This is a genomic window from Streptomyces sp. NPDC001678, from assembly GCF_042892945.1.
Taxonomy (GTDB): domain Bacteria; phylum Actinomycetota; class Actinomycetes; order Streptomycetales; family Streptomycetaceae; genus Streptomyces.
This window is the reverse complement of the sequence record NZ_JBIAUP010000005.1, coordinates 413,673-437,853: the sequence shown is the minus strand read 5'-3', so window position 1 is coordinate 437,853 and position 24,181 is coordinate 413,673. Positions and strand designations below refer to the sequence as shown.

Genomic DNA, 24,181 nt, shown 5'->3' with positions numbered 1-24,181 from the left:
ATTCGGACGTCCAGGGGCGCAGCACCCGCGCTGCGGCGAGGCCTGCTTCACCGTCGGGAAGAACCGCGAACCACGCCTCGCCGGCCATGGGCGTCAGCCCTGCGCGCTGCTGTAGTAGTAGAGGTAACCGTCGTAGTAGTAGCAGCAGTAGGGGCCCCGCGTCAGCTCGGCGAATTCGCCGACCTCGACCATCTCGGGCGCTTCATAGAGCTCGTGGGCTTCCATGGAAGATCCTCTTTCCGTGCCGATATCCTTACCGATTTCAGTGCGGTATTCGCACTGCGAATCGGGAATGCCCGGCCGGCAACTCGCCACACCGGTCGGCGAGGATTTGCACTCGTAAGCATGAAAAGAGGTATGGGGTTCTTTGCGGATAATCGGGAATCCCAGGGAGCGGTGAGGGGACGGGGCCATGAGGAGGCGGGCGCGGGGCCGGCTCGTAGGCCCACGGCACCCGCCCCATATCGTCCGCCCGGCGATATGGGGCGGCGGGCCGCCAGGCTCGGGGGGAATGACCGGCGGCACCGGTCCCGTCGCGCCAGTGGGACTCGCGTTCTCGAGTCAACCGCGCGGACGGCCCGGGCGGGAGCGTGTGCGAGGGGGTGGGCGCGGGTGCGCCGCGCACACCCCGTGTGAAATGCCGGCTTCCGCGGGACTTCCGCGGTCGCGGCGGGAAGCGCTACCGACCGCCGGCCGGAGTCCCCGCGCCTGGCTTGTCGCGCTCGGGCAACCAGGCGGCACTGCTCTTGTCCCCGAAACGGCTGCCGATCGCGCCCTTGATCACGGAGAGCGCGGCGGGGAGCGCGGCGATGGCCGCGGCCTTGAGCGCGGAGATGCTGGTGAGGTCGAATCCGTCGGCGATGACGATGCCGAGGAAAGTGGTCACATAGGCGGCGAGGGTTCGCTCGGCTATGTCGAGAAGTACCTTACGGTCCACTGTGTTTCCGTTCCGGGAGTTCCTGATGTACGTGCGGAGGTGGCGACGGGTACCAACGTCACCACTGTGACGTGTCCACCGCAACTCTCCGTTGTCCGTGTCCTACCCACCGGCCGGTGGCGGCAGCCCTCCTCTCCGGCGTTCGACAAGCCTCCGCGCGGCGGTATGGTCACGGAGGCGGCCGACCTCCGGGAGGGTCCACGTGGTCAACCCCTGGCTGGCGATGGCGTCCGGCGCCGACCCCGCCGAGCGGAGCCGGACGATGGGCGGCGCGCACTCGGCGTTCGTCTCGGACGGGGTGGTGAGCCCCCGGGTCCGCGCGGTCGTCGCGGATTCGTGGCGGCGCTCGGCGGCCGTGCTGCCCGGGCCGGAGTTCATGGCTCCGGTGGAGCTGACCGATGACGAACTGGAACGCTACCGGCACGCGCACCCGCTGGCGCGTGTGATGCCGCTCCTGCGCGAACTGCTCGGCACCATCGCGGACGACGGCGCCCATCTGCTCGCCGTCTGCGACGCGGCGGGCCGGATGCTGTGGGTGGAGGGGCACGCGGGGGTGCGCAGGGGCGCCGAGCGGATGAACTTCGTCCCCGGAGCCCGCTGGGACGAGCGGCACGCCGGCACCAACGCCCCGGGCACGGCCCTCGCCCTGGACCACGCCGTGCAGATCTTCGCCACCGAGCACTACAACCGCCTGGTCCAGCCGTGGACGTGTGCCGCGGCCCCCATCCACGACCCGGTCACCGGACGGCTGCTGGGCGCGGTGGACATCACCGGCGGCGACCACCTGGCCGGCCCGCACAGCCTGGCCCTCGTCCAGGCCACGGCCCGCGCGGCCGAGGCACAGCTGGCGACGGGGCCCGCCGGCGGACACCCCACGCTCTCCGTCCTGGGCCGGGACGAGGCACTGCTGGTGACGGAGGGGCACCGATTACGTCTGAGCAGACGGCACAGCGAGATCCTGGCCCTGCTGGCGGCCCACCCGGCGGGCCTGACGGGCGACCAGCTCGCCCTCTCCCTCTACGGGGAACGCCCGGTGCCGCCGGTGACGCTGCGCGCGGAACTCTCCCGGCTGCGGCGGCTGGTCGGCGGGCTGCTGCACTCGCGCCCGTACCGGCTGAGCGTCCCGGTGGAGACGGACGCGGCGGACGTGGAACGGGAGTTGGCGGCGGGCGACCTGTGCGCCGCGCTGCGGACCTACGCGGGACCACTGCTCCCTTTGTCCGAGGCTCCGGGGATACAGCGGCTGCGCCGCCTCCTGGAGGACAGACTGCGCAGGGCGGTGCTGGGTGGCGGCGACGCGGGGGCGCTCCAGATGTGGGCGGACAGCGCGTGGGGCGAGGAGGACCTGGAGGTGTGGGAGCGCCTGCTGACCACGCTCCCCGAGGACGCGGCACACCGGGGCCCGGTGGCGGAGCGGGCGGGACGGCTGCGGGCAACGTTCGCGCAACGTGGCCGGGACTAGCGTCGCGTGACGCGAAGGACGTGCACGCAAGGCGCACCCCGAACCACCGCGAACCACCCCGGAACGCACGACGAACCCACCCACCCGAAGGGCCGCCATGACCCGCTACGCCACCCCCGGTTCCCCGGACGCGATCGTCACCTACCGCTCGCGGTACGACCACTGGATCGGCGGCGAGTACGTACCGCCCAAGCAGGGCGGGTACTTCGAGAACCCGTCCCCTGTCGACGGCCGCCCCTTCACGGAGATCGCACGGGGCACGGCCGAGGACGTGGAACGCGCCCTGGACGCCGCCCACGCCGCGGCCTCGGCATGGGGCCGCACCTCCCCGGCGGAACGCGCCCTCGTCCTGAACCGCATGGCGGACCGCATGGAGCGCAACCTCGAGATCCTGGCCGTGGCCGAGACCTGGGACAACGGAAAGCCGATCCGCGAGACGCTGGCCGCCGACATTCCCCTCGCGATAGACCACTTCCGCTATTTCGCGGGCGCGATACGGGCCCAGGAGGGCAGCCTCTCCGAACTCGACGAGGACTCCGTCGCCTACCACTTCCACGAGCCGCTGGGCGTGGTCGCCCAGATCATCCCCTGGAACTTCCCCATCCTGATGGCCGCCTGGAAGCTGGCCCCGGCGCTCGCGGCGGGCAACGCGGTCGTCCTCAAGCCGGCGGAGCAGACCCCGGCGTCGATCCACGTCTGGCTGGACCTGGTGGCGGACCTGCTCCCGCCGGGGGTGGTCAACATAGTCAACGGCTTCGGAGTGGAAGCGGGCAAGCCGTTGGCCTCCAGCCCCCGCGTGGCCAAGATCGCCTTCACGGGCGAAACGACAACAGGCCGCCTGATCATGCAGTACGCCTCGGAGAACCTGAAGCCGGTCACCCTCGAACTGGGCGGCAAGAGCCCGAACATCTTCTTCGACGACGTCTCCGCCGCCGACGACGACTTCCTCGACAAGGCCCTCGAAGGCTTCACGATGTTCGCCCTCAACCAGGGCGAGGTCTGCACCTGTCCCTCCCGCGCCCTCGTCCAGCACGGCCACTACGCCACATTCCTGGAAGCGGCCAAGGCCCGCACCGAGGCGATCGTCCCCGGCCACCCCCTGGACACCGACACCATGATCGGCGCCCAGGCCTCCAACGACCAGCTGGAGAAGATCCTCTCCTACCTCGACATCGGCAAGCAGGAAGGCGCCCGCATCCTGACGGGCGGCACCCGAGCCGACCTGGGCGGCGAACTCGCGGGCGGCTACTACGTCCAGCCCACCATCCTGGAGGGCCACAACCGCATGCGCGTCTTCCAGGAGGAGATCTTCGGCCCGGTCGTCGCCGTCACGTCCTTCACCGACTTCGACGACGCCATGTCCCTCGCCAACGACACCCTCTACGGCCTCGGCGCCGGCGTCTGGACCCGCAACGGCACCACCGCCTACCGCGCCGGCCGCGCCATCCAGGCCGGCCGCGTCTGGACCAACTGCTACCACACCTACCCGGCCCACGCCGCTTTCGGCGGCTACAAGCAGTCGGGCATAGGGCGGGAGGGGCACCGGATGATGCTGGAGCACTACCAGCAGACGAAGAACCTGCTGGTGAGCTACTCCCCGAAGAAGCTGGGGTTCTTCTAGGGGTGGCGGAAGGGCCTCTGACCTACGGTGGAGCGGGGTTGGAGCTCCTTTCCACTAACGACGTCCAGCCCTTCCCGCTTCGCTCATCACAAGTACTGCTCTTTCACATTAGGTGGAGCGGGTCCTGCTGCCCAGGTCTGATCGGGCGTCTGCTCGCCAGCATCTCCCGGTCGCCTGGGCAGCGCGCCCACGCCACTAGAGCCTGCGCGTCCATGAGAAGCTGCAGCTCAGAGGCGTTTTTGGTGCGGAAGTTAACTATGGTTCGCCACCCCTCGCCACACCCCCCGCCACTCCAACAGGCTTTCGAGATGCGGGTTTCGGTACGGAACGCGCTATCGCCCCGGACCAGGGCACCCCATACCTAATAGGAGTCCGCGCCATCCCCTTTCTCCCACTCCCTCATGGCAGCCTCGATGCGTCGGTTCGCACGCTCCTGGGACTGCGCAAAGACCTTCGCGTACACCCTGAACATGACCTCGATGGTCTGCCCGGCGCGCCGCGCGCACTCCGCTGGGTCGACGCCGGAGTGGAGCCAAAACGACATACCCGCATGACATAGGCCATAGGGGCGTTTTGCCACGAGCGTCACACGTTCCTGCTCGGAGAGGGCTTCCGCTCGGGCCCTCTGCCAGGTCTTGCCGTATGCCGCGGACTGGACGTACAGCCCCTTCTCGCTATAGAAGAGCCGACCGTCCGGGGCAGTGCCGTATCGGTCGATGTGGGTCCGCAGCGCCGTGACGAACTCCGGCGAGATCGGTACCGGCCGGGTCTTCCTCCGCGGCTCGCTTCTTCAACGTGTGCTCCTCGTGAGCTTTGCCATCGTCCGTCCACTCACGGCCGGCCGGCACGATCCCCCGGCGCAGAGTAAGCAGCCCCCAGCCGCTCTCTGGAAGATGGCAGTCGGCCAGCTGCAGCCGAATGACTTCGGCCGGGCGCATAGCCGCGTAGTACATGCGCCCGAAGAACGGCGCGAGGTGTGGTCCACGGCCGCGCTGCTGGCGCACCGCTTCGAGGAGGCCGCAGGAGTGCGCCCAGCGACGGGGCAAGGGCTCCTCCAGCAAGGACTTGGCCAAGCTCAGGAGGCTCACGGACTGCGTGACCGAGACGTGCTGTGCAGTCGGCCGGACAGCGCTCGACTGACCCATGCGGGCCCTGGAATCGTCTTCGAATGCAAAGTTTTCGATTGATCGACGCGCAGCGCCGCCTGTCTACCGCGTTTTCCTCACGAGCGCTGTCCCTGTCGCCAGGATGCTTGCGGACAGAATGCCACACCCAGTGCAAGCACCAGCGCGCGGATACTCATGCTCAACTGCGGCAATGATGGCCAGCACGAAGAAGATCACCGATTCGAAGAGGAATGCAATGCTGAATGCCCCCCAAATCATGCGGCCTGCCAGCTGCCAGTAGCGAGCGCGTTTCTCGCACACTGAGCACCGTGCTGTGCAGCCGCAGGAGGAGGGCGTGCCGTGCGCCTGCAGACTGGATCCAGAGACCGACTGTGGTTGCGCAGGCGTGCCATTGTGGGTCATAGCGCCTACTCCTATCAGGGATGCCATATGGCTGCCCGTCGTACGGGATGCCTGTCGGGATCGCGACGGGCAGCCGAGCGCTCGCTACTTATTAGCGAGACGCTCCTGCGGATGAAATTGCGGCGCGGATTGACTCTCTTCGAGTGGCCGATTCTTTCTGGGCGGATACGGAGTTCCAATCAACGCAATAACTCGCTGCCGGATCAGGAACACAAGTCCCGTGAAGTCAACAGAGACGGCGGTCATGAAATCCTCCTTGAGGAAGAGCAGCGAGGTCAGAGTGATGCCTGTCAGCCAGAACACGGACTCAAGCAGCCAGCGGATTACCAACCGCCTATTTGCGCGGGTGCGGTCCCGACTAATCCGTTCCTGGTTGGCCAGCCAAGCCGCATAGGTTCGGGGGGGCGTGTAGTCGCGCAGCGGAGGTAGTGGTGCGCCAAGCGCACGAAGGCGCACCGTCTCTTCGCGCACTGTGGCAAGCTGTTGAGCCTCGGGTGATGCGGGGTCGGATGGCAGCCCGCCCGCGCCGGCATAATTCATTCCTTGTCCTTTCGCATGCACGACGGGAAGAACTCGGACACGAGGTTGTCCACGTCCACGCCAGCCCAGCGCAAGACATTGCGGGTCACAAAAAGAGTGGTACGCATCGTCGAAGGGTTCTTGCCGAGCAGCCGCGCAGCCTCTCCTCCCTCGATACCGAAGACTACGCGCGTATGGAACACTGCCTTTCGCTGGCCTGGCAGAGCGTCCACTCTGAGCAAGGATTCGTAAATCGACAGCCGACCATTCCATGTGATCGATTTGTCTTTTTCGGCCTCGATGGCCTGAGGCTTCAAGAGATCGGCAAGATTCTCCCAGCAGAGCTTCACCGTCGTCGGATCCGGAAGGAAAGCTCGGCGATGGGCCACCAAATTCATCACCTCTTCATTCAGGGCAACGGCCATCTCCCGCTCGGTGGCACCTTCACTCCACTTGGCAAACGCTCGAGCGGCCGCGAGTGGCATCAATTCGTCGAGGTCAATCAGAGGGTGACCGTACAAGCAGAAAGCCTCGCTCTTGAGCGCTGGGGCCATCTGGCGATACAGCATGTCTTGTTGCGCCTGAACATGAGGTGGGATCGAACCCCCGAACGATATGAATCCGCCCTCTCCCTCGATCGGCGACACGGGGGGTTCATGCGTCATTGGGGGACCTCCATCGGACATCAGGAGCCGCTCTCGGCCCTGATGCTCGAAAGCTACGCCTCGGATCCGCGCGACCGTTTATCGAAAACTCGTGCCCGCTGTCTCGGGGCCGGGCCCGGGATCCCGATCCCGTAATGAGAGCCCCTCCGGGGCGCTAACGTCCTCTTGAAGCGCGAGATGGCGCCCGTTCCACTGTCTGGATCGATTCGCCTCCGAGTAAACACCCACGCGGATACGGGCCACGCTCCACCGGCGTGACCGGGCCCTGCCCCGGCAGGCGTGATCCAGTGCCGCTTCGCGTCCGAGCCGGACCCTCCAGGCCGGACAGCCAGGGCTTCGCAAGCGCAACCCCCTGTCGGTGGGACGCTCGCGCTGTTCGATCGTTCGTTGTTGACGGCTCTGAGAGTGCGGCTGTGGGGCACGCGCGGGCCGGAGGACTGCCGAGAGCGGGAGTTCATGGCATCGCTACAGGTCCCTGGCCGACGCCCTGGCCGACCGGCAGCCCACCCGCACCCCCGCCACCAGCGCAAACGACCGACCGGGCCACTGACCAAGCGGGCCGCAAGGCGGCATTCTCTGAGGAATGGGGGTAAAAAAGACCACGCGAACCGTCGCCTGTCCCGAATGTGGTTGGCCCCAGCAACTCCGACGAGCCCCGGGAGACCGCTGGATCCTCCTCGAACCTGAACCACTCCCCAGCGTTGAAGTCCCTCAAGGACAACGCTGGCTGATGACACCAGGCGGATGGGCCAGCACCGGACCCGAAGGCGAACCTCTCCCCGGCGGCTACTGCTACATCGCTCACCACTACGTCTGCAGCCGCCGTACCTACACGAACGGCATGCCCGACATCTACGCCGTCACCTGGAGCCGCAACCGGGCCCGCGACGGACTGCCCATCGAGAGCATCGCCTCAGAACCCTGACCTGACAGCCGGGCGACTCACTGCCACCTGGATGCGGGGTCGCGTTCACCGGCTACGCGAAAGATCACCACGTGCGGTCGCTGGATTTGGTGTGCTCCGGGAATCGGCATTCTCGGTAGCGTGACCATCTACCAAATAGATGTCCACGTGTCCGGCTGGTCCGTGCGGGGGCTTTCGACGGAGAGTGATGAGGCCGCAATGAGCGAACTGACGAAGCCCGAGGTCAACGTTCCGGAGGGCGACGCTCCTACCGAGCTGACCATCCGGGACCTGGTCGTCGGGGACGGGGCCGAGGTGGAGCCGGGCATGGTGGTCAGGGTCCACTATGTCGGGGTGACCTTCGAGTCCGGGAAAGAGTTCGATGCCTCCTGGGACCGGGGCGAGCCGTTCAAGTTCGCCCTGGGCAGCGGCAGGGTCATCAAGGGCTGGGACCGGGGGGTGAGGGGGATGAAGGTCGGCGGTCGACGCGAGATCATCGTTCCCCCGCGGCTCGGCTACGGCAAGCAGTCGCCCTCACCGTTGATCCCGCCGGGCTCGACCCTGGTCTTCGTGGTGGACCTGCTGGACTCGTATTCCAGCACAGCCGGGTGGAGCAACGCCTAGTGCCCCTGGCCGCCCCTCCCCTTCGACGCGCTGCGCCGTCTCCCGGGGTTCGCGGACGGCGGGTGTGGTGGACGAGCTGCGTGAGGAAGCCGACGGCATCGAGGCCGAGCCGGACGTGGCCGAGCGGGAATGCGGCGCGTCGGCGTACTCCTGTGAGCGGGTGGTCAGGGTGGGTCCCCGCCGCCCGCTCATGCGGCCCGCTCAGTCCTCCAGCACCCGCCAGCGCCCGTCGACCCGCTCCACGGTCACCGTGCTCTTCTTCGCGGTACGGCCCCCCGAACTCACCTCGACCCGAGCGGACTTGCCCTCGACGGCGGCCTCCCCCACGTCTATGCCGGCGACCCGGCTGCGATCCTTGCGGCTCAGCCGTTCGCCGATCTGGGCGCGCATGGCTCCCGGGCAGCCGCCTTCCGCCTGTCCCATGGAGGTGGTCACACGCGGGTGCAGCAGCCGGCATGCCTCGTTCATGTCACCGTCGGCAAGTGCGTCGATGTAGGCGATGACCAGTTTGCGGGCGCCCTTCTCGCCCGGCTGGGCGCCGGGGTCCTGGAACCACCACAGGTACACGCCCCCGGTGGCGGCCGACACGAGCAGCGCGGCGGATGCCACCAGTGTCGACAGCCGGCGTCGGCGTGACGACCACAGCCAGCTGCCCAGACGGCGTGCGACATTGGCCAACCGCTGCCCGCTCGTCCGTGTCGTCTGTCCGGCAGGGGAGGATCCCAGCTGATCCGGCATGCTCTTCCGCTCCTCTTGGCCTGGCCATTGGCCCCGGCCGCACTCGGCCGGACTCGGCTGAACCCGGCGCGTCTGATACGTCCGTGAAACGGCCGACCATGTGCGGCCAGGGTGGCGGGGCTCGAGCCCCGCCACCCCCGTCGTCCTCACGCGGTCACGGACCCACCGCGAGGACTCGACAGCCCTTCGGGCAGGTCAGGGCTACTCGGTCTCGGGCGCGGTCGGCTTCGCGCCGGATTTCGCCGTCGGGCCACCAGTGAACAGGGACTCCGGCGCCGGCTCCGGCGTGATGCTGCGCTTCATCCGGGTGTTCGGAGCCGCCATGGCCGCCGACCCGTTGGCCGGGGTGAGCCAGTACATGCGTTCCACGCCCTCGGTGTCGAGGAAGAAGACGCCCCAGCGGCCGTCGGCGAGCTGCACGGCCGACGGGTCGGTGGCGGCCTTCCCGGACCAGACCATGGCCCAGTTGCCGAAGGAGCCGTCAGGACGCTGGGCGGAGTACCGGATGTAACCCTTGTCGTCACGGACGAGGACACCGAGCGTCTTGTCCTTGTTGACGACGGCCACGGGGGAGCCCTCGGTCTTCACGCCCGGGATCGATGCCCCGTCACCGAAGAAGCCGTTGAGGGCCTTTCCGCCGGCCGTGCGGGAGGACTCCGTCGCGGTCCAGATCTCGCCGTCCTTGTTCCGGGCGAAGGCCACCATCTTGCCGTCCGCGCCGCGGGCCGCGGCGGGGGTGCCGGCGAGACCGGTGACGTCGGAGACACCCCATACCCACCAGCCGTCGCGGTTGCCGTCGGCGCGGTTCACCCCGATGCGGCCCTGCTTGTCGATGCCGAGGACGAACGCGCGGTCGCTCTCACCGTCCACCACGGCCGCCTGGCTCGCCCCGGCGAACGTCTCCTTCTCATAGCCGGCCGGGACCGAGGAGTACGCGTCCCGGGTCCGCCACGGGATGAAGTCCTCGCTGTTGGCGGTGCGCTGGTTCAGGTACCAGAGCTTGCCGTCGCGATCGAAGGCGTCCACCTGGACGACGCCCTTGGAGTTGCGGACGACGGTCGGGGCGCCGACGAAGTCGCCGCCGAGGTCCGTGAGCGGGGACCAGGTCGAGCCCGGCTGCCGCTTGGTCATGTAGATGTGGCCGTCCTTGCCGAGGACGAAGGCGAGCGGAGTGCCGTCCGCCTGCTCGGTCACTACGGGCTGGTCGACCATGTTCTGTGCGCCGGGCACGACGCTGTACACCACGGTGCCGAGGTCATTGATGTCGCGCTGCGCGCCCTGGATGAGCCAGCCGCGCTCGTCGACGTAGAACTGCTGGACGAGCTGGTCGCTGCCCTGGCGAAGGGTGGCGGGGATACGGGGGCGCGCCGCGACGGGGGCCGGCTCCGGCTGTGCGGGGACGTGGCAGGCGTCGGTGCGCATGGCGATGCCGTGGTAACCCTGGAAGCCCCAGCCCGACTTGCGGCGGCCGGTGTCCACCCAGGCGCCGGCACTCTGGTCCCAGCGGTACCAGTAGAGCGTGCCGTCCTCGTGCAGGGCGTAGAGGGTGCCGCCGCCGGCCGAGCGGATCTCCTTCAGGCGCTGCCAGCCGACCGTCCAGGCCGGGACCTTCACGTCCAGCCACTGCTGGCGGTCGACGTCGTAGCGGTAACGGTAGATGTCGCCGCCCTTGCGGGCGAACAGCAGGCCGTCGCCCGCCGCGACGACAAGGTCGTACTCGCCCCATCCACTGGGGTCGATGATGCGGCCGCGGCCGGGCAGGACCGCTCCCGTCTTCTGGTCGTACTGGTAGAAGCGCAGGGTGCCGTCGTCGAAGATGGCGAAGATGTTGCCACGGTCGTCGACGGTGACGCGGTTGCGGCGGGCGGAGGCGAGGAAGGCACCCCAGCCGTCGTCGATCTTCTGGCCGCGGGCGCGCTCCCAGCTGTCGGCGGCCGGATCGTAGTGGTGGCGGTAGAGGTCACCCTCGGAATTGATGCTGTAGATCCAGCCGTTGGGCCCGCCGAGGGTGTTCCGGGGTGACTGCCAGCCGCCGTTGCCGATCTGCTTGCCGATGACGGGCCAGTTGAACGAGCCGTTGGCCGGGTCGGCGTGCGCGTAGTACTTCAGCGTGCCGTCCGTGCCCGCGGCGTACAGCTCGGTCTGCGGGCGGCAGCTCAGCTGGGTGGACGTGGCGGGCTTCTCCGGTATCGGGTCTGCCGAGGCGGTGGGCGCACACACCAGCCCCAGGGGCAGGGCCGTGACGGCGGCCAGGGTCAGGGCTGCCGCGCGGGAGGCAGACGGGCGGAAACGGCTCTTCGGCATGCGGGAGCGCTTTCATGACAGGGCGGCAAGGGCCGGTCACGACCCGAGGTCCGGCCGAGAAGCAGGCCGGGCGACATGCATGTTAACCACATCCTTACCTCCAACTGACGTGGGATTTACACGTGATCGCCGGACATTTCGGACAAATGATCTTATCCAACGTCATGTGATGTGCGGAACAAAAGATTCCGTACTGGCGAACCCAACGGTCCACCGCATTTACACCAACGTTTTGCAATATCTATCTTTATTCGGATACAACATCGACCGATGCCCGCCATCTGACTGGTTGTGGGCATCTGCGGTAACCCCTGCCACTAGCAGGGGTTTAGTCGCATTTCAGGACGATTCCCGATGTGGAGATTCTTCGTGATACCTGGCAGTCGGCGCACCGGACCCGGTGCGCTCCGCCGCCGCGGTGTCTTCAGACATCGCGCCTTGTTCAGTCGACGGCCCGGCCTACGCCGGGCCGTCGCACTCACCGCAGCCATGCTGGTGTTCGCCGGCACCGCACCCTCCGAGGCCGTTGAACGGCCCGATTCCGGGCCCGGACTGCCCGGCGTGAAGGGGCACACGAAGCGCCCCGACGGCCAGCGCTGGGGCAGCGCCGCCGGACTGGACCACCTCGACGGCGACGCCAAGCCCGTCAAGGCCGATGGTCCGCTGACGCTGCACGGCAAGTACGCCGTGGAGCACCCGGACGCCTCCGCCCCGGACGCCCGCAACGAGGCCGAGGTCAAGGAGGCCCCGGCCAAGGACGTCAGGGGCTACGACCCCAAGAGCAGCACCGAAGCCACCGACAAACGGGATGAATTCGAACGAACATTCACCAATCAGGATGGGTCGCAAACCACTCAGTTCTCCAAGGAGCGACTGAACTACCGGGCCGCCGACGGTAGCTGGCAGCCCATCGACGCACGTCTGGTCGCCGGCGGTGACAAGGACGCGGGTGGCTGGCGCAATGCCGCCGACAGCCTGGGCATCAACCTCGCGGCCCGGGCCGACGCCAGGGACCTGGCCCGGCTCGTCGTGGACGGCGACCACGAGGTGTCCTTCGGCCTCGAGGGCGCCCGGTCCTCGGCCGGCCGCGTCGAGGAGAAGAATCCTTCCGCCGTCACCTACCCCGACGTCCTCAAGGACGCCGACCTGGAGCTGATCTCCAGGCCCGGCGGTCTGAAGGAGGTCATGGTGCTGCGCTCGGCGAACGCCCCGCGCGGCTGGACCTTCCCGCTGCGGACCAAGGGACTGACGGCCTCCGTCGACAACGGCGACGTGGTCCTGAAGGACGCGGGCGGCAAGGAGCGCGTCCGCATTCCGCACGGCTATATGGAGGACTCCAAGGTCAACCCCGAGTCCGGTGACGGCGCGATCTCGACCCGGGTCGACTACCGCGTCGTCGAGCACAACGGCGGTCAGGCGCTGCGCGTGGAGCTCGACGGCGACTGGCTCTCCGCGCCCGAGCGTGCCTTCCCCGTACGCGTCGACCCGCCCATGGTCGAGCCCGTCGGGGCTTCCTCCAGCATGTATGTGGAGAAGTCCGGCGGCAACAACTGGAGCTCGGCCTCCGAGGACACCCTCAAGCTGGGCAAGGTCACCGACGGCGGCACCACCAGCCAGGCCGCGACCTATCTGGCGTTCCCGGGCGTGGCGTCCAAGCTCCGCAACCACAAGGTCTTCGGTGCCTCGCTGACCGTACTGAACTACTGGTCGGCCTCCTGCCGCCCCCGCGAGGTCAACGTCCACCCGGTCACCGAGGCGTGGACGGCGGGCAAGGGCCACACCTACCCCGGCCCCAAGTACGGTGCCAAGATCGCCGGCTCCTCCTTCGCGCACGGCTTCATCGCCGAAGGCGAGTCGAGCTCGGCGTGCCCGGCGGCCTGGGAGGCCATCGACCTGGGCACCAAGGGCCGTGACCTGGTCGAGGACTGGGCCAATGGCACTCGCCCGAACTACGGCCTGACGCTGCGCGGCTCGGACTCCGAGTCGATGAACTGGAAGAAGTTCTCCAGCACCAGCAGCGCCAACCCGCCGTCGCTGTATGTGACGCACACTCCGTACAACGCCAAGTACACGGTCGAGCGCTCCGCGCCGCAGCCACCGGTCTCCCGTGGCACGGACGGCAAGGTCAAGATCAAGGTCACCAACCTGGGTGCCGAGACCTGGACGCCCAGCACATACGAGCTGGGCTACCGGGCCTACAAGGACGGCAAGCTCGTCAAGCAGGCGGTCTCCGCGCAGCTGCCCAAGGACGTGCCCCGGGGTGCGAGCGTCTCGCTCGACGCCGTGGTCCACAAAGCGGACGCGGGTCAGTACCTCTTCGACTTCTCGATGGTCCGCAAGGGCAAGGCCGTCTTCACCGACGAGGGCATCCCGCCGGTGCGGCTGCAGCTGAACGTGGTGGCCATCCCGCCGGTCGTCGACGCCTTCCACCCGGCCAACGGCCACCAGTCGCAGACGCTCTCGCCCGAGCTGTGGGCCAACGCCCGGGACATGGACAACACCGGTCAGAAACTGCAGTACCGCTACGAGGTCTGCGAGGCGGGCAAGGACAACAAGCCCAAGGACTGCTTCTTCTCCGACTGGTCCCCCGACCGCAGCTGGGTCGTGCCCGCCGGCAAGCTCTCCTGGTCCAAGACGTACCTGTGGCGCCCGTGGAGCAAGGACAACGCCGCCACCAGCCCCGAGCTGCCGTACACCACATTCCTGACGACGGTCCCGCAGCCGGTCGTCACCTCGCACCTGGCCGGCTCGCCCTACGGCTCGTCGGACAAGCCGTTCGACCCACAGGTCGGCAACTTCGCCACCTCGGCCGTGGACGCCTCGGTACCCACCGTCGGTCCGGACCTCACCGTGACCCGGACCTACAACAGCCTCGACCCGGTCACCGGCCGGATCTTCGGCGCCGGCTGGGCCTCGCGCCTCGACATGCGCGTGACCCCCGACGACGACGGCACCGGAAACATCGTCATCGGCTACCCCGACGGGCAGCAGGTCCGTTTCGGTCGCAATGCCAACGGCTCCTTCGCGCCGCCGCAGGGCCGTGACGCCGTCTTCACGTCCGTCAAGGACGGCGGCTGGGAGCTCGCCGACAAGAACGGTGTGCGCTACGCCTTCCGCGCCGACGGCCGACTCGCCCGGATCACGGACGCGAGCGGACTGACGCAGACGCTCACCTACGTGGACGGCAAGCTCGTCCAGGTCACCAACGACACCAGCAAGCGAAGCCTGTACTTCCAGTGGTCGGGCGGCCACGTCACCGCGGTCGGCACGGACCCGCTGGGCACCAAGCCGCTGACGTGGACGTACGAGTACGACGGCGACAAGCTGACCAAGGTCTGCTCGCCCGAGAAGACCTGCACCACCTACGATTACGCCGCCGGTTCGCACTACCGCAGCGTGGCCTTGGACTCCGGACCGTACGCCTACTGGCGCTTCGGCGAGGACTCCGGCGACGACGCCGTCAGCCAGGTCACCGTCAACCAGGGGAAGGATCAGGCACAGTACGTCGACGTCGGCCACGACGCGACCGGTCCGCTCAGCGGCACGGACGTGAACGCGGCGACGTTCAACGGTACCTCCTCGCGCGTCGCCCTGCCCGAGAACCTGCTGAACCTCCAGCGCAACCTCGCGGTCAGCATGTGGTTCCGCACCACCGGCAGTGGTGTGCTGCTGAACTACCGCTCGGACAAGCACTCCGACTCCGCGGCCGGCTCCAGCGCCCCCGTGCTCTACGTGGGCGCCGACGGCAAGCTGCGCGGCCAGTTCCGCACCGGCGGTATCACACCCATCACCGCCGCCGCCTCCGTCAACGACGGCAAATGGCACCACGTCGTGCTCAGTTCGGACGGCGCGCGGCAGACCCTTTTCGTCGACGGCAAGAACAGCGGCAGCCTCGCCGCGCCGGTCGACCACAGCGTCCAGCGGTTCGCCGAGATCGGCACCGGCTGGGCGTACATGTGGCCGTCCGCGCCGTCCAAGGGCACCGCGTACTTCAAGGGCGACATCGGCGAGGTCGCCGTCCACCACAAACCGCTCGGCACCGCGGCCGTTCAGTCGCTGTACGCGGCGCGCGCGCAGGCCGATCAGCTCGTCAAGGTGACGACGCCCAACGGCCGTACCGCAGCCGAGGTCACGTACGACACGAACGTGGACCGCGTCAGCAAGCTGACCGACGTCAACGGCGGCCAGTGGCAGCTCGGCACTCCGGTCACCGGTCTGTACAACAAGGAGCTCATCCGCACCGTCCAGGTGACGGACCCGAAGGACCGTCGGCACTTCTACGACTACGACCCGCTCGCGGGCCGGCTGATCCGCTATGTCTCGCCGCTGCGCGACAGGCCCAAGGACGCCGAGAAGCCGAAGCCGGGCGTCTCCGCGTCGCCCGGTATCGCCGAGGGCGGCCTGTTCGAGGGCGGTGCGACGGGCACCGGCCAGCCTCCGGTCGACTACCCGGACCCCGAGTTCGTCGGTGGTGCCGTCAACGCCATGGGCGTGCGCGGCTTCGGCTACGACGAGCGGGGCATGCAGAACCACGTCGTGGACGAGAACGGTCACGCGCTCGACATGACGTTCGACGACCAGGGCAACGTCGCCACACGCACCAACTGCCGCGACAAGGGCGACTGCCAGACCACCTACTACAGCTACTACTTCAACGACAAGGACCCGGTCGACCCGCGCAACGGCAAGCTCCTCGAATCCCGTGACGCACGGTCGAAGAACGCCTCGGACAACACTTACCGGACGGCGTACTCGTACGACGCCCGGGGCGAGCTGACCGAACAGACGGCGCCGGACGGCCGCAAGGCGGTCCGCACCTTCACCACGGGCAGTGAGCCGGCGTCCGACGGCAAGGGCACGATGCCCGCCGGGCTGCTGGCGTCGATGACCGACGCCAAGGGCAAGACGACCCGGTACGGCTACTTCGCCAGCGGTGATCTCGCCGAGACCACCGACCCGGCGGGGCTGACCACGCGCTACACATACGACCGACTGGGCCGCAAGCTCACCGAGACCGACGTCAGCGACTCCCAGCCGCAGGGCGTGACCGTCTCCTTCACCTACGACGGTGTCAACCGGGTGGTCACCACGACCAAGCCCGGGGTGAAGAACGAGGTCACAGGCGTCACGCACACCCAGCGCACGACTGTCGAGTACGACAAGGACGGTCTGCAACTGCGCTCGGAAGTCACCGACCTCACCGGTGGCGACCCGGCGCGCGAGACACGCACCGAGTACGACGACTCGGCGCGGCCGGTGCGGGTGACGGACGCCGAGGGCTCCGAGAGCAGCTACGGCTACGACGTCCTGGGCAACCGTGTCTGGGAGGTCGACGCGAGCGGTACCCGCACGGAGACCGTCTACACGCCGCGCAACAGCGTTGCCGAGGTGCGGGTGCGGGACTGGAAGGGTGACCCGCAGGAAGCGCCCAAGGACGGCGCGGGCGACGAGAAGGTCCTCGTGACCGACTCCTACGCCTACGACATGGCCGGCCGGCTGACCAGGCACACCGATGCCATGGGCCGGACCCGGGCGTTCAGTTACTACGACGACGGCCTGCGGAAGTCCGTGCGCGCGCTGGACGTACCGCAGCCGGACGGCTCCACGCGGGACATCGAGCTGGAGCGCAACGAGTACGACCCGCTGGGCGGCCTCGTCCGCAAGACGACCGGTAACGGCTCGCTCGTCACCGAGTACAGCTACGACGTCTCGGGCCGTACGCAGAGCGTTACCACGGACCCCGGCAAGCTGGACCGCAAGGTCGCCTACAGCTACGACGACGCGGACAACGTGACGCGCGTCGTGCACACCGGCCGTTCCTCCAACGTCCCGTTCAGCAGCAGCAATTCCGAGATCGTCGACTACACGTACGACGCCGTCGGGCGTGAGCTGAGCGAGACCACCCAGAACGGCAAGCAGCGGCTGACGACCACCTTCCAGTGGGATCAGCGCGGTCTGCTGCTGGCGGAGACGGAGCCGCGAGGCAACGTCGACGGCGCGAAGGCGGAGGACTTCACCACCACCTACGCCTATGACGCGCTGGGCCGCCGCATCTCGGTGACGGAGCCGGCGGCGGACGTCGAGAACGGCCAGGAGGGCGACTCCGGCAAGCCGGTGAAGCTGCGTCCGACCACGGTCACCGGCTACAACGCCTTCGACGAGGCGACCCAGTCCAAGGACCCGCAGGGCAGGCTGACCTCGATCGACTTCAACAAGGCCGGACAGCCGACGAAGAGCACGTCCCCGTCGTACACCCCGCCGGGCGCTTCGGAGCCCATCACCCCGGTCAGCCGTAACGAGTACGACTCGGCGGGCCGTATCACCGCGGCCACGGACGCGCTCGGCAACACCAAGCGTTTCCGTTATGACCAGCTGGGCCGTCTGGTGCAGCGGGAGGAGCCACGTGCTTCGAAGCTGCTGGGCCTGGTGACGGAGCCTGGCAAGTCCGTGCCGTCGGGCGCGGGCGCCGTGTGGTCGTACACCTACAGCCGCACCGGCGAGGAGCTCTCGGCCACCGACCCCACCGGGGCACGTATCGAGAGCACCTATGACGGCCTGGGCCGGCTGGCGACGGCGACGCAGGTGGAGCGGAAGTCCGGGCAGACCCGGTACTTCACGTCCACGTTCGCCTACGACGACGCGGACCGTATGGTCGCGGAGACCTCGGCGTCCGGTGACACCACACGCTACTCCTACGACGCGCTGGGACAGTTGACCGGCACGGAGGACCCGGCCGGTGTGAAGACCCGCACCGGCTACGACATGTCGGGTCGCGTCATCAGCAACACCGACGCGCTGGGCCGCCAGGTGCGGCAGACGTACGACCAGGCGGGCCGGATGACCGGCCAGGTGTGGCTGGACAAGGACGACAACCCGCTGCGCGACCGCAGCTTCCGCTACGACGCCGCGGGCAACCTCGTCTCCTCCACCGACGCCAAGGGCAAGACCACCGGTTTCGTCTTCGACGCGCAGAATCAGCTCGTCCAGCAGACGGAGCCCGTCAGCTCCGGCAAGAACATCACCACGACCTTCGGCTACGACGCGAACGGCAACCGGACGCGTTACACCGACGGCCGCGGCAACACCACCCGCTACACCTTCAACACCCTCGGCCTGCCCGAGTCGACGATCGAACCGCAGACGAAGGAGTACCCGGCTGCATCCGACCGCACCTGGACCACGGCCTACGACGCCGTCGGCAATCCGGTCAAGCTGACCGAGCCCGGCAAGATCGAGCGCCTGCGCACGTACGACCCGTCGGGTCTGCTGCTGCGCGAGACCGGCAGCGGCGCGGAGGTCTCCACCCCCGACCGCGTCTACGAGTACGACGCCAACGGCCGCGTGGTCTCCTCCACCGCGCCGAAGGGCGTGAACACCTACGAGTACGACGACCGTGGTCTGCTGACCGCGGCCCGTGGCGGCTCCGGGGACGCGACCTTCGGCTACGACGAGGACGGGCGCCTGCTCACCCGTGTCGACGGTGCCGGCACCGCGGTGTTCGGCTATGAGAAGGGACGGCTGAAGTCCGTCAAGGACGCCCAGTCGCAGCAGCTGTTCAGCTACCGCTACGACAGGACCGGCGCCCTGGAAGGCATCGACTCCCCCGGCGTCAGCCGCAGTTTCGGCTACGACTCGCTGGGCCGTCAGACCTCGGATGTCACCAAGTCCGCGGGGTCGGAGACGGTACTGGCCACGGCCGAGTACCGCTTCGACGACAACGACCGCCTGATATCGAAGAAGACGACCGGCACCGCTGACGCGGGCGAGCAGAAGTACGGCTACGACGACGCCGGACGTCTGACCTCCTGGACCGACAAGACCGGCAAGACCACCGCCTACGGGTGGGACGACTCCGGCAACCGCGTCCAGTCGGGCGACCGCAAGGCCGCATACGACGCTCGCAACCGGCTCATGTCGGACGGCGACTCGGCCTACACCTACACCCCGCGCGGCACGCGCAAGACGTCGTCCACATCGGGTCTGGTGGAGGAGAGCCGCTTCGACGCATTCGGCCAGCTGGCCAAGCAGGGCGAGACCTCCTACGAGTACGACGCCTTCGGCCGCCTCGTCGACCGCGACGGCACCCAGCACACCTACTCGGGCCTGGACGACGACGTCGTCACCGACGGGCGCGGTGTCTACAGCCGGGGCCTGACCGGCGAGCTGATCTCCGTCACCCAGGGCGGCACCACCCGCCTCTCCATGGACGACCGGCACGGCGATGTCGTCGGCACCGTCGACGCGAAGGACACCGACCCGAAGTCGCTGGCTTCGTCAGTGGGTTTCGACCCGTTCGGCAAGACGACGGCGACTGCCGGTGAGCAGATCTCCATCGGCTACCAGGGCGACTGGACCGACCCGAAGACCCAGCAGGTCAGCATGGCCGCACGCTGGTACGACTCCGGAACGGGCTCCTTCACATCACGCGACAGCTACACCCTCGACCCGACCCCGTCCGTGGAAGCGAACCGCTACACGTACGGCAACGCGGATCCGCTGGACTACACGGACCCGACGGGCCACTGGCCCAAGTGGATCAAGAAGGCGGCGAGCAAGGTCTCGTCCGGCGCCAAGTGGGTGGGCAACAAGGTCTCGTCCGGCGCCAGCTGGGTCGGCAACAAGATCTCATCCGGCGCCAGCTGGCTCGGTAACAAGATCTCATCCGGCGCCCAATGGCTCGGCAACAAGATCTCGTCCGGCGCCAGGTGGCTCGGCAATAAAATCTCGTCCGGCGCCAGCTGGCTCGCCGACAAGGTCTCGTCCGGTACCCGATGGCTCGGCAACAAGATCTCGTCCGGCGCCAACTACATAAGGAACCAGTCCACAAGGGTCTACAAGTCCGCGGCGCAGATCTACCGCGAGAGCAAGCAATACATCAGCGACAAGGCGCGCGCCGCGAAGAAGTACGTCGCGACGCACAACCCGATTCCCGTGCTGGCCAAGGCACTCCGTCCGGTCTATGCCGGCATGAAGACGGCCGTACAGATCGCGGTCAATATCCCGGCGGCGATCGTCCAGGAGACCAAGCACTTCGTCCAGGACGTGGCCAAGGTCGCCACCGAGGTCGCGAAGGTCGTGGCCGATGTGAGCGCCCGGATGGTCTCGGCCGTCGACACGGCGATCACAGCGGTGTCGGAGTTCGCGCAGACCGCGGCACCGTACCTGAAGGCGGGGCTGGAGTTCGCCGCCGAGGTCACCGGCGTCAACGACGCGATCAAGTGCGCGACCAAGGGTGACGTCGAGGCGTGCCTTTGGACGGCGGTCACGGTCGCGAGCGTCTTCGTTCCGGGGTCCACGGCAGCCGTGCGCGGGGCGAAGGCCGCGCGGATGGCCGGCAAGGTGGAGCACCTTGCCGAAAGCGGCAAGGGAATGGAGAAGGCCAAGAAGCTCGTCTCGGAAGCCTCCGAGGCCACTACTTGTCCTGTCCCGAACAGCTTCACCCCGGAAACCCTGGTGGTGATGGCCGACGGATCCACCAAGCCGATCAAGGACATCCAGATCGGTGAAAAGATCCTCGCGACCGACCCCACGACGGGCAGGACCGAAGCCCGTCCGGTGGAGGACGTCATTGTCGGAAACGGTGAGAAGCACTTGGTGCGGCTCACGGTCGACACCGACGGCGACAAGGGCGACGCCACTGACACCATCACCGCCACCGAAGGCCACCCCTTCTGGCTGGAGGACCAGCACACCTGGGCGAAGGCCGGCGAAGTAAGGCCGGGGGCGCTCCTGCGCACTTCGGCGGGTACGTGGGTCAAGGTCACGGCCACGCGTGCGTGGACCGCGGTCCAGCAGGTGTTCAACCTCTCGGTCAGCGGGATCCACACGTATTATGTCCAAGCAGGCCCGGCGTCGGCCCTGGTTCACAATGTAGGTGGCAAGAAGGGCGGATACGGAGAAGCCTGCGAACTCATGTTCCCCGGGCCCTTCGCTGAGGAATCAATTCCTGCACGTGGCCCCGGCCGAGACTGGCTGAAACGGGAGAAGGACAGCATCAATGACATCGGCGACAAGTACGGATGCCACTCCTGCGGAGTCAAGAAGTCTGGTTACAAGACGGGGACTTGGGTGAAGGATCACCAGCCCGTTTCCACCTTCATCAACAAGGACGTACCGCAGATCTTGCTCCCGCAGTGCAGGAGTTGTAGTGCTGCACAAGGAAGGGCGGCTGCGCAGATGAAACGGGATAAAATCAACCCGTACGATGGCCTCTGAGGCAAGAGAGGATTCGGAATGCTGGACATCTTCCGCGTGAGTGTCCCCTGGGGCGTGGTCAGGGTCGAGTCCACTGGTACTGGTGGCGACATCCCAGAGATCGATCCGGTCGTGTCCCCCGTGGAGGCCAACGAGACGTGCGTTGTCGCCGGAGTAGTGCACGGGGATATCGACGAGGTGGAGATCTCGGTAGGCCACGAAGGCGACTCGCTTGAGGGCGTCCGCGTGTACGAAGGGTTGCTCAGCTGCCCGAACGGCGAGGTAGAAGTTGCGGACCTCGTAGGTGAGGACTTCTGCCGAAAATTCTCTGTGCAACCTGGAGTCGTACGGCTCGAGGTCGCCATGGATGACCCGGAGGAGGCCCAAAAGCTCTTCTTGAGGTTCACTCAGGGGTGACCTCTTCATCTGCAGCCCCGGTGCCCGGGATTCCGAGCACCGGGGCTGCTCTTTGCTGCTGCGCAAGCTGCCACCCTGCTTCAAGCCATGAGGGCCATCGGTACCCTGCAACAGAAGAAAGAGCGACGGCCCACAACACTGGTGAGTGCGCCCATGGCAATGAACAAGCGGCAAGGGAACTGATGGCGTCCACACATGAAGTGGTTCACATTCGACTCCGGCAAGAAGGGGACTGGCCTCCCTTCGAACAGGAGGAGGTAGCCGCAATCGCTCTCGACGATCACCGTTACCGACTAGCGAGTCCTCCGGCTTTCGCCAAGCGACTTGCCGTCGGCGACGTCGTGCGTGTAATGCACAACGGCCGGCCTGAAGTTCCCTGGGTGGACAAGGTCCTGGAGCACAGTGGTCATTCCACGCTGCGGGTCATCGTTTTCGAGAAGGGCAGTCGGCAGGCGGAGGCCCTCCTGGAGCGGAAGATGGCCGAACTCGGGCTCTCCGTCCGCCGGACGCGCATGAACGGTCTCTTCGCCATCGATGTGCCCGCAGAGCAGTCCTACAGCACGGTTCGCTCGGCGCTGGATGCCGAAGCAGAACGTGGGACCTGGGATTACGAGGAGGCAGCAATCTCGTCGGTCCACTATGGGCAACTTTGAGTCGTAGCCATCTGGTCGAATAGCCAATGGGGCTCTGCCTGATCCGTCAGGCAGAGCCCCATTGAAGGTTCCCAGGCAGAAAATGATGCCCAGGGACGGTTCCTCAACGCCTTCTCTGCGCAGCAGTGCATCCTCGGTGGAGTACCGATGCAGGCCGACCGCCGTGGGCATGGCCATAGCCCACGAGCAGAGCCGACCCGAAAGCCGACTTCAAGCGCATTCCCATGGAACTGATCCGCTCCACCGCCCGACTCCCTTGAAGTCAAGTGTCTCAAGGGGGAGTTGCGCCATGGAAACCACCCGTCGCGCCCTGCTGGGCACCGCCGCGGTCGGCACGCTGGCCGTCGGCCTCGCGGCTGCCGGTCCCGCGCGAGCAGCCGAGAAGCGCATCCGGGTCGCAGTTCTGCTGTACGACGGGTTCACCGCCCTGGACGCGGTCGGGCCCTACGAGACGCTCTGCCGGCTGCCCGGCGTCCGCGTGTTCACCGTGGCTCGCCGGACCGGAACGGTCCGTACCGACACCGGTCAACTCGCCCTGCGTGCCGAGCGGTCCCTGTCCGAAGTTTCCCGCGCCGACGTCCTCGTCGTCCCCGGTGGCGGCAATCGCGGCATCGTCGCCGCCATGGACGACCCGGCCCTGCTGGACTGGATACGCCGCGTCCACCGGCACACGACGTGGACCACGTCCGTCTGCACCGGGTCGCTCCTCCTCGCCTCCGCCGGTCTCCTCAAGGGCCTCCCGGCCGCGACGTACTGGGCCTCGCGGCCCTACCTGGAGAAACTCGGGGCGGTCCCGGCACCCGGCCGGTTCGTCGAGACCGGGAAGATCATCACCGCCGCGGGTGTCTCCGCCGGCCTGGACATGGGCATCCACCTGGCCGCCCGCCTCTCGGACGAGGCGACGGCCAAGGCGATGCAGCTCGCCATCGAGTACGACCCCCACCCGCCGTTCGACACGGGCGACCCGGAGAAGGCCGATGAGGCGACGCGGCGGCTGGCGCTGAAGCTGGTCGAAGGGTACTGAGCGTCCCGCTGGACGTCCGGTGCGTCATCCGCTCCGAACCCCACCGGGGTTTCGCCAAGGGCGCTGAGCAGTGCTGTCCGACGGATCGCGTCTGTGCGCCGAACGGGTGACACCCGGCTCCGTAAAGCGGAACAAGTGATTCCGAAGGGGGCAGGCTGAGGGGAGAAAGCCCGGCCGAGCGCGAAAGTCAGAGGAGGCGAGCCGCGTGGCCCTTGGGAGAGCGAGCGGTGGTCGTTGGCCGTCCAGGGCCGGACAGGGGCTGCGGGTGTGCGGTGCGCTCGTCGGGGTGCTCGGGATGGTGGTCGGGTGTGGGGGTGGTGGGGGGAGCGGGCCCAAGCCGACGGCCACCGGGTCCGCCAATGCGGGCGTGAACACCCTCGAGTCGCTCTTTCCGGGCAGTCAGGGAGGCCAGGCCAAGGCAGCCGAGTTTCCGGACACAAAGGTCGGCGGCCATAAGGACGAGGCCATCGCCTTGGAGGCCGAAGGGGGGAGTGGGGGAGGTAGGGATGGTGGGGGCGGCGGGAAAGCCCTCAAGCCTACGGAGGCGCCCCTGGGGCTCGCGGCTCCGACAGGCGGCGGTGAGCTCACCG

Annotated in this window: 14 protein-coding genes; 8 read left to right on the top strand and 6 right to left on the bottom strand. The window is 67.7% G+C overall.

The features are described 5' to 3' along the window. Nucleotides 1–93: 93 nt before the first annotated feature. Both ACFYZR_RS13780 and ACFYZR_RS13775 read right to left on the bottom strand, forming a co-directional pair. Nucleotides 94–225 (bottom strand): lasso RiPP family leader peptide-containing protein, encoded by a 132-nt coding sequence (locus tag ACFYZR_RS13780; protein WP_391909525.1) that lies wholly within the window; start codon nucleotides 223–225, stop codon nucleotides 94–96. 454 nt (nucleotides 226–679) lie between these two features. Continuing rightward, nucleotides 680–937, bottom strand: coding sequence for a holin (locus ACFYZR_RS13775; protein ID WP_391909522.1), 258 nt, complete (start codon nucleotides 935–937; stop codon nucleotides 680–682). A 202-nt stretch (nucleotides 938–1,139) separates the two neighbouring features. On the opposite strand from ACFYZR_RS13775, the gene ACFYZR_RS13770 reads away from it, so the two are divergent. Together ACFYZR_RS13770 and ACFYZR_RS13765 are read left to right on the top strand one after the other, a co-directional pair. Then, nucleotides 1,140–2,399 (top strand): GAF domain-containing protein, encoded by a 1,260-nt coding sequence (locus tag ACFYZR_RS13770; RefSeq protein WP_391909519.1) that lies wholly within the window; start codon nucleotides 1,140–1,142, stop codon nucleotides 2,397–2,399. A gap of 97 nt (nucleotides 2,400–2,496) precedes the next feature. Next, complete coding sequence (locus ACFYZR_RS13765) at nucleotides 2,497–4,020, top strand: aldehyde dehydrogenase family protein (RefSeq protein ID WP_391909516.1); 1,524 nt, start codon at nucleotides 2,497–2,499, stop codon at nucleotides 4,018–4,020. A 1,613-nt stretch (nucleotides 4,021–5,633) separates the two neighbouring features. On the opposite strand, the gene ACFYZR_RS13760 is transcribed toward ACFYZR_RS13765, so the two are convergent. Together ACFYZR_RS13760 and ACFYZR_RS13755 are read right to left on the bottom strand one after the other, a co-directional pair. Beyond that, nucleotides 5,634–6,089 (bottom strand): hypothetical protein, encoded by a 456-nt coding sequence (locus ACFYZR_RS13760; RefSeq protein ID WP_391909513.1) that lies wholly within the window; start codon nucleotides 6,087–6,089, stop codon nucleotides 5,634–5,636. Then, complete coding sequence (locus ACFYZR_RS13755) at nucleotides 6,086–6,733, bottom strand: hypothetical protein (RefSeq protein WP_391909510.1); 648 nt, start codon at nucleotides 6,731–6,733, stop codon at nucleotides 6,086–6,088. Before ACFYZR_RS13755 ends, ACFYZR_RS13760 begins: the two co-directional genes overlap by 4 nt. Before the next feature lie 583 nt (nucleotides 6,734–7,316). Between ACFYZR_RS13755 and ACFYZR_RS13750 the strand changes: the two genes are divergently transcribed. Both ACFYZR_RS13750 and ACFYZR_RS13745 read left to right on the top strand, forming a co-directional pair. Then, nucleotides 7,317–7,658, top strand: coding sequence for a DUF6083 domain-containing protein (locus ACFYZR_RS13750; RefSeq protein WP_391909508.1), 342 nt, complete (start codon nucleotides 7,317–7,319; stop codon nucleotides 7,656–7,658). A 198-nt stretch (nucleotides 7,659–7,856) separates the two neighbouring features. Continuing rightward, the gene (locus tag ACFYZR_RS13745; protein WP_391909505.1) at nucleotides 7,857–8,261 is read left to right on the top strand and encodes an FKBP-type peptidyl-prolyl cis-trans isomerase; all 405 of its coding nucleotides are present in this window, start codon (nucleotides 7,857–7,859) and stop codon (nucleotides 8,259–8,261) included. Nucleotides 8,262–8,462: 201 nt separating this feature from the next. Here the strand turns inward: ACFYZR_RS13745 and ACFYZR_RS13740 are convergent, their stop codons facing one another. Both ACFYZR_RS13740 and ACFYZR_RS13735 read right to left on the bottom strand, forming a co-directional pair. After that, nucleotides 8,463–8,999, bottom strand: coding sequence for a hypothetical protein (locus ACFYZR_RS13740; RefSeq protein ID WP_391909502.1), 537 nt, complete (start codon nucleotides 8,997–8,999; stop codon nucleotides 8,463–8,465). A 201-nt stretch (nucleotides 9,000–9,200) separates the two neighbouring features. Beyond that, nucleotides 9,201–11,303, bottom strand: coding sequence for a tachylectin-related carbohydrate-binding protein (locus tag ACFYZR_RS13735; RefSeq protein ID WP_391909499.1), 2,103 nt, complete (start codon nucleotides 11,301–11,303; stop codon nucleotides 9,201–9,203). Nucleotides 11,304–11,864: 561 nt separating this feature from the next. On the opposite strand from ACFYZR_RS13735, the gene ACFYZR_RS13730 reads away from it, so the two are divergent. The 4 genes from ACFYZR_RS13730 (at nucleotide 11,865) to ACFYZR_RS13715 (ending at nucleotide 23,591) form a co-directional block, all read left to right on the top strand. Next, nucleotides 11,865–21,518 carry a DNRLRE domain-containing protein gene (locus ACFYZR_RS13730; protein WP_391909496.1) on the top strand — a complete coding sequence of 3,218 codons (9,654 nt, stop codon included), beginning with the start codon at nucleotides 11,865–11,867 and terminating at the stop codon, nucleotides 21,516–21,518. Between the two features lie 18 nt (nucleotides 21,519–21,536). Beyond that, nucleotides 21,537–21,914, top strand: a complete 378-nt coding sequence (locus tag ACFYZR_RS13725; protein WP_391909493.1) for a hypothetical protein — start codon at nucleotides 21,537–21,539, stop codon at nucleotides 21,912–21,914. Between the two features lie 182 nt (nucleotides 21,915–22,096). Beyond that, a complete protein-coding gene (locus ACFYZR_RS13720; RefSeq protein ID WP_391909491.1) occupies nucleotides 22,097–22,567 on the top strand; it encodes a DUF4265 domain-containing protein in 471 nt (156 codons plus the stop codon). A 289-nt stretch (nucleotides 22,568–22,856) separates the two neighbouring features. Continuing rightward, nucleotides 22,857–23,591: a DJ-1/PfpI family protein gene (locus ACFYZR_RS13715; protein WP_391909488.1), complete on the top strand. Its 735-nt coding sequence runs from the start codon at nucleotides 22,857–22,859 to the stop codon at nucleotides 23,589–23,591. Nucleotides 23,592–24,181 lie beyond the last annotated feature (590 nt).

Excerpts from the sequence above, each read along its gene's own strand:
- ACFYZR_RS13745 (WP_391909505.1), top strand. The coding sequence starts at position 7,857 with ATGAGCGAACTGACGAAGCCCGAGGTCAACGTTCCGGAGGGCGACGCT.
- ACFYZR_RS13725 (WP_391909493.1), top strand. The coding sequence starts at position 21,537 with ATGCTGGACATCTTCCGCGTGAGTGTCCCCTGGGGCGTGGTCAGGGTC.
- ACFYZR_RS13740 (WP_391909502.1), bottom strand. The coding sequence starts at position 8,999 with ATGCCGGATCAGCTGGGATCCTCCCCTGCCGGACAGACGACACGGACG.
- ACFYZR_RS13760 (WP_391909513.1), bottom strand. The coding sequence starts at position 6,089 with ATGAATTATGCCGGCGCGGGCGGGCTGCCATCCGACCCCGCATCACCC.
- ACFYZR_RS13755 (WP_391909510.1), bottom strand. The coding sequence starts at position 6,733 with ATGACGCATGAACCCCCCGTGTCGCCGATCGAGGGAGAGGGCGGATTC.
- ACFYZR_RS13720 (WP_391909491.1), top strand. The coding sequence starts at position 22,097 with ATGGCGTCCACACATGAAGTGGTTCACATTCGACTCCGGCAAGAAGGG.
- ACFYZR_RS13765 (WP_391909516.1), top strand. The coding sequence starts at position 2,497 with ATGACCCGCTACGCCACCCCCGGTTCCCCGGACGCGATCGTCACCTAC.
- ACFYZR_RS13735 (WP_391909499.1), bottom strand. The coding sequence starts at position 11,303 with ATGCCGAAGAGCCGTTTCCGCCCGTCTGCCTCCCGCGCGGCAGCCCTG.
- ACFYZR_RS13715 (WP_391909488.1), top strand. The coding sequence starts at position 22,857 with ATGGAAACCACCCGTCGCGCCCTGCTGGGCACCGCCGCGGTCGGCACG.
- ACFYZR_RS13780 (WP_391909525.1), bottom strand. The coding sequence starts at position 225 with ATGGAAGCCCACGAGCTCTATGAAGCGCCCGAGATGGTCGAGGTCGGC.
- ACFYZR_RS13750 (WP_391909508.1), top strand. The coding sequence starts at position 7,317 with ATGGGGGTAAAAAAGACCACGCGAACCGTCGCCTGTCCCGAATGTGGT.